This window comes from Actinoplanes couchii, from assembly GCF_016862075.1.
GTDB lineage: Bacteria > Actinomycetota > Actinomycetes > Mycobacteriales > Micromonosporaceae > Actinoplanes > Actinoplanes couchii.
This window is the reverse complement of the sequence record NZ_BOMG01000166.1, coordinates 1-6,011: the sequence shown is the minus strand read 5'-3', so window position 1 is coordinate 6,011 and position 6,011 is coordinate 1. Positions and strand designations below refer to the sequence as shown.

Here is a 6,011-nt window from a genome sequence, read left to right as displayed (position 1 = left end):
GGGACGACGAGGTCGCGGTGGCCATGCCGCCGAGGGTAGCCGCCACGGGCCGTCCCCGGCGATACCACCCAGGAGCCACGCGGGCCGCCGTCTCGAGTGCGACGTCGCAACCGGCGCCGAGATGGTGCGCACCTGCCCGGTGATTGGTACGTACCCGTACCGGGGTCGGCCTGTTCACACGGCCCCGTCTGCCCTGCTCTGTCTGCATCATCCAGATGGGCTGCAGCCGCGCCACCCGGTTCTACTGCTACCGGGAGAACCCTCGTAGCGCCGCCCTTACTGGGCCCAGCGACGTCGCCCTGGGATCGCCTCAGTGTGTACGTGGTGACATTCGGGGTGATCGCCAGCAACTACTACAACCTGGCGTCGCACTGCACAAGAACGTCCGGCAACGACCCGATCGGCTGCCTCGCCCTGTCTGCTCAGCCTTCCCAGGAGCCCTTGACGTGGGCCGTGAACGCACTCAGCTTCGACACCGATGGTGAGGAGCCGGAGTGGATTCTCGGCTGGTATGGGCCGACCATTTGCGGAGTGGACGTTTCGGCTCGCCGACGGACCTTACGTTGTCACCGGGCACATAGGTCATTTTGGAGGATTTGATAGGGCCGACGACCGAGCGACTCGACCGGCGCTTCAACGACGAGAAGTCCCTGGCCGTCTCGTGGGCCGCCGCCGAGGCACAGATCGTCTGGATTGCTACCGTCCGGCCGGACGGCCAGCCCTTATGCGACTCCGATGGTGCCGATCATGCTCGACGGCAAGGTCTCCTTTCATACCGGCCGCGCCGAGGCGCATGCACGCGCTGGTGCTCGCCGGCGACTACCCGGGGAGGACGGCCTTGACATGGCTGTCGGCGGGATCGCAGCGATCGTCACCGACAACGCCCTGCTGTATCGGCTCGCCGCGCTCTACCGTGAACCCTGAGACGGCCGCTGGTAGCTCGATGTGCGTGACGAGGGCTCACCGCGCACCTTCCCGGTACCAGTCCGGTCATGCTCGAGGTGCCGCCGGACCAAGCGTACGGCCACGACAAGGCGACCTGTTCGGCTAGATCACCTACCAACTACTGAGAGGGCACGATGAAATTCCTGCTTACCGACTCCGGTGTCAAGAACCCGAGCATCCACGCGGCTCTGCTCGACCTGCTCGGCAAACCGATTGAGGAATGTGTCGCGCTCGCCATCCCGACCGCGTCGTACGGCCATCCCTGGGCCCAGCCTGCCGGGTCGTGGCGCTTCATCAGCGGCCGCGGCGGTAATCCAATGACCGAGTTGGGCTGGAAGTCCGTGGGCGTGCTTGAGCTGACCGCATTGCCAAGCATCGACCGGGACAAGTGGGTTAGTTGGGTGCGCGAGGCGGACGTACTGCTGGTCAACGGCGGCGACGCGCTCTACCTGGCCCACTGGATGCGCGAGTCCGGCCTGTTTGACCTGCTGCCCACGCTCGGCGATAAGGTCTATATGGGTTTCAGCGCCGGCAGTATGGTGCTGACCCCGCGCATCGGCGACGACTTTGTCGGCTGGAACCCCACCGGCGGTGACACCGCACTCGGCGTCGTCGATTTCTCGATATTTCCGCACCTCGATGTGCCCGGTTGCCCCGAGAACAGCACAGCCGCCGCGCAGAAGTGGGCGGCTGAGATTGGCGTCCCGGCCTACGCGACCGACGACCAAACCGCCATCAAGGTCGTTGACGGCGTCGTCGAGATCATCTCCGAGGGCCATTGGTTGTGCTTCAACGGCGCGGCATGAAGATCCTCGAACTTGCCGAACCCGGCCCACTACGCGACTGCGGCGTCAACGCAATTCTCGCCGGCACCAAGACGGCGATGACCGGCTTACCCGCCATCTACTACAAGGAGGGCGAGCCGCTGCCCACGGCCGGCGAGCGCTACAGCGTCATCGACTCGGCCGGGAAACCGGTCGCCGTCATCGAGCTGACTCGCGTCGCCACAGAACCGATCGGAGCCGTCGGTGACGCGTACGCCCAGGCCGAAGGCCGCGGATACCGCGATGCCGCCGACTGGTGGTCCGCCCATGAGGCCTTCTTCCGCAGCGACTTCGTGGCCGAGTACCTCGGTTTCGTGCCCGACTTCGACGACGGCACCCTCGTCGTCACCCAATGGTTCCAGTTGATTGAAACGCTGAGCTGAAGTCTTACGGGCAGCGCGTGTTCGGCCGGGCGGCGCGTGCTCGGCCCGGAGGAGCATGTGGAGCGTCGCGATAGATCCCCGATCGGGCGTTCTCTGCCTGGGGCGCTCGGTTGGCAGCTGCGGCGTGGACCGCTGCGTTCACGCGGATCAGAGCCTGCGCCGACCTGGACGTGATCGCTTCGGCTTCCGCTGCCGGTGGTGTGCCCGCGCAGGCCACCGCCGTCTCAGTTTGAGTACGTCGCTCTCTATAACTCTCGTGTCCAGTGTTGAGACCTCCTCACACCGTGCGGTGACTGGTGTGTAGGCGGAGCGTGGACAGCCATATATAGGCGTGGTCTCGGCTGAAAGCGACAGTCACGCTCGAGGACCAGGTGCGCAGCGTGGCGGGCATAGCGGACGTACGCGCTGGCAATGGGATGCGCTCAGCAGGATCCCCCCAACCTGGTGGTCACGGGTCATCACCGGCGGCAACGACTGGATGGGTTCAGGAGCACCATTGCGCGCTGGGCTGCTCCTGACCTGGGTAGCAGTTCCTGGCCCATGGTCAGTGCCCGGATTGCTCTTCACTCGTGGCTACTGCAGATGCGTGGCCTGGGCTGGGTTATCAACAGTCTGGGGGAAGTTATCCACAGGCCCCGCGCAGCCTGTCGGTTCCTGTAATGCTCGTCGTGTCGGCGAGGTCACTCCCTCGTGGCGTAGGCCGCGACAGTAGAGGAGCGGCGCGGGGGCAGGAGTGCCACCGGCAATAGGCGGTCCACCGATGTGGGCCGCCGTCTCTCTTCCGGCGTTCGGCGATCTTGTACACCCTCTGACACATCGCTGGGATCCGGCTCCCGGTCGCTCATGACGGACAGAACAGCAGCTAACGGCCCGGTCGCGACCGCATTTCATCTTATACGCGATCGGGTGATCAATATTTACTGCCAATCCGCTGAACGATCTCCAAACGGACCCCTACGCGTAGTCGAGACCAATAAGATCGAACCGTCCTCTGACCGCGCCTCGGCCGCAATTACAGTATTGAACTATGAAAGTGCAGATCCTTCGGTCTCCTGCCCTCCAGGCGCTTGGTGGCCACGTCAACCGGTGAGATGGTAATGACGGCCCGCCCTTACGGGCCCCGGTCTGCCACGCCGGCCAGCAGGCCGAGGCTTCCCCAAACGTTGGCCGCCCCGCGTACGTGCTAACCCAACCACTGTGCGGACGCTCCGACCGAGTCCCATGGCGTCCTATCGACCCGTCGCTCTGGTCGCTGTCGTGACACCTGGATGCCATCAAGTCACTACAACCGCCTCACCTGGCAGCAGCGACACGTATGATTGGTGGCTAGTCGGTGCTCGGAGCGTGCGATCTGTCGGATTCCCGAAACGTGCGCCACCTGTGCCCGAAGCCTTCACCTGCTGTCGGCAGGCTGCACCCGGTCGGTGGCGGAAGCCGAAGAGACGAGTGACGTGGCATCACGGATCCGATATACCGCTGCTTGTTGGGCGCCTTTACGGCCAGTATTGGAAAAGCTGACGAAACTGGCCATGTCCTCCAGCCACGCGCCAGCCGTCGTTGCCTCGCTCATAAATCTGGAAAGTCAAGTCGTCGTGGCACGGCAGGGGATGAGTGGAGTCTCCATCGGAGAAGAATTCTTGATCGCGAACTCTATGTGCAGGGAGGTGATGAGACTGGGCCTCCCGCTGATCGTCGATGATGCCGGAACCCGGGGCGATTTAGCAGACACTTGGGAACAGGCTCGGTACGGTCTGCTCTCCTATGCGGCTTTCCCGGTCCGTGACGAAGACGGCCAGGTGACCGCCCTACTAGCAGCAGCCGCTCCATGGGCTCATTGCTGGTCCTCCAAAGAGCTCCTCGACCTCGATATCGCCTCCCAACTATTCGCAGACATCTTGAGCGGCGATGACACCCCCCGTTTCAGAGACGACGTCTGATCAACATGTTTTATAGTGTCATGTGATTTGGGAGTCCCGCCGGGTTGGGGTGGTTCCGTCGGTGAACGCCGTGCGCGAGATTTCGAACATGGTGACGGTGATCATGCTGGCGGAGTTGTCGGGCCGGGTTCCGTAGTCGCGTACGAGGCGGCGCTGCATGAGCCAGCCGATCGTGTGTTGGACGACCCCAGCGGCGATCAAGAGTCGGTAGACCCTTCGACGCTCTGATGATCTTCCTCGCCCGCGCTGGCTCTGCGCCACCTCGTTCAGCCGCTATCGTTCGACCGTGTTGATCGATTTTCGTGAGGCGGCGACTTGCCGTGGCGACAGCGTTGGTAGCGCGTAAAGCCGTCAGCGGTGGTGAAGACACCCGACCTTATGTACCAGGCACCCTTGCCTGCGGGCTGCCCACCAAGCCGCGCGATCACATCTGCACTCAGTTCCACCTGCTCATAAGTGCAGATGATCTGTCATCAGACCCGCTGGCAGAGGCGTCGTTGGAGCTGGTATCGGGATTTTTGATCTTGGGGTGCCGACCTCGACGTCGCAGCGGCCGTCGCCGTAGCCAAACGTCAATGCCCGAGAGGGTTACATGTGAGTCGCAGACCTTTTCGGCCATAGTGGATTTTGGGAGTTGAGAAGCATTGTTGCTTCGCAAATGGTGGCTGGTGCAGCCCTTCTCACCTCTAAAGTTGGTGGTTTCCGCTCACGGCGACCAGAGATTTTCGGATATCAGGCCCATCCGGTGAGGGCTCGGCTCCGAATCGTTGCGGGAGCATTCAACTCGACGAAGGATGGTTGTCGATGGCGGAGCGCGGTACGAGCCGAAGGGCGGAGCATCTGACTCCGGTGCCTCCGCCGGATCCGGCGGAGCGGGTGGACGCGGACGGGCTGTTACGGGCGGTCGGACGTGGTGACGAGCGGGCGTTCGCCCAGCTCTACGACTTGGCCGCGCCGCGGGTGTATGGGCTGATCCGGCGGGTACTGCGCGATGCCGCGCAGGCTGAGGAGGTCGCGCAGGAGGTGCTGGTCGAGGTGTGGCGGACGGCGGCGCGGTTCGATCCGGAGGTGGGGTCGGCGACGGCGTGGGTGTTCACCATCGCCCACCGGCGGGCCGTGGACCGGGTGCGGACCGAGCAGGCTGCGGCCGCGCGGACGGTCCGGGCCGGTGCCGCGGCGCTGGACACCCCGTATGACGCGGTGGCCGACGAGGTGTCCGGGCGGCTGGAACGTCAGCAGGTGCGGCGCTGTCTGGACGACCTGACGGAGTTGCAGCGTCAGGTGGTGACCATGGCGTATTACCAGGGGCATTCGTATCCGCAGGTGGCGGAGTTGTTGAAGACGCCGCTGGGCACGGTGAAGACGCGGATGCGTGACGGGCTGATCCGGTTGCGTGACTGCCTGGGTGTGGGGGTGGCGGCATGAGCGCGGACATTCACTCGCTGGTCGGGGCGTACGTGCTGGACGCTGTCGACGATCTGGAGCGGGCCGCGGTCGAGCGGCATCTGCGGGAGTGTGACGAGTGCCGGGTGGAGGTCGGCGAGTGGCGGGAGACCGCGTCCCGGTTGGCCGATGGTGCGTGGTCGGTGCCGCCGCCGGGACTGCGGGACAGCGTGCTGGCGGCGGTGGCTACCACCCGCCAGGTCCCGGTGGTGGTCGCGCAGCGCCCGTCGCGGCGGCCCCACAGGTCGCGGTGGATGGCGGCCGCCGCTGCGGTGGTCGCCGCGGCCGGGACCGGCACGGCGGTCTTCGTGGTTCAGGAGCAGCGGGTACGTGATGAGCGCACTGTCGCCGAGACAGCGCGCGATCAGGAGGCCGAGGTACGTGGGGTGCTGGCTGCCCCCGATGTGGTGCTGCGGGATCAGGTGCTGGCCGACGGCGGCAAGGTGACCGTGGCGTACTCGCGGCTGCGGGATTCCGGA

Annotated in this window: 6 protein-coding genes; all 6 read left to right on the top strand. The window is 64.9% G+C overall.

Features of this window, described 5'->3' with window-relative positions:
- Positions 1-747 precede the first annotated feature (747 nt).
- Positions 748-924: a hypothetical protein gene (locus Aco03nite_RS52215; protein ID WP_203810709.1), complete on the top strand. Its 177-nt coding sequence runs from the start codon at positions 748-750 to the stop codon at positions 922-924.
- A gap of 155 nt (positions 925-1,079) precedes the next feature.
- On the top strand, positions 1,080-1,751 hold the full coding sequence (locus Aco03nite_RS52210) for a Type 1 glutamine amidotransferase-like domain-containing protein (RefSeq protein WP_203810707.1): 672 nt from the start codon (positions 1,080-1,082) through the stop codon (positions 1,749-1,751).
- The gene (locus tag Aco03nite_RS52205) at positions 1,748-2,152 is read left to right on the top strand and encodes an ASCH domain-containing protein (RefSeq protein ID WP_203810705.1); all 405 of its coding nucleotides are present in this window, start codon (positions 1,748-1,750) and stop codon (positions 2,150-2,152) included. The genes Aco03nite_RS52210 and Aco03nite_RS52205 overlap by 4 nt, the downstream gene beginning before the upstream one ends.
- 1,505 nt (positions 2,153-3,657) lie before the next feature.
- The gene (locus Aco03nite_RS52200; protein WP_203810703.1) at positions 3,658-4,089 is read left to right on the top strand and encodes a GAF domain-containing protein; all 432 of its coding nucleotides are present in this window, start codon (positions 3,658-3,660) and stop codon (positions 4,087-4,089) included.
- An 804-nt stretch (positions 4,090-4,893) separates the two neighbouring features.
- Positions 4,894-5,514, top strand: coding sequence for an ECF RNA polymerase sigma factor SigK (gene sigK / locus Aco03nite_RS52195; RefSeq protein ID WP_203810701.1), 621 nt, complete (start codon positions 4,894-4,896; stop codon positions 5,512-5,514).
- On the top strand, positions 5,511-6,011 hold a 501-nt coding region (locus Aco03nite_RS52190), incomplete at its 3' end, for an anti-sigma factor (protein ID WP_203810699.1). The genes sigK and Aco03nite_RS52190, both read left to right, overlap by 4 nt.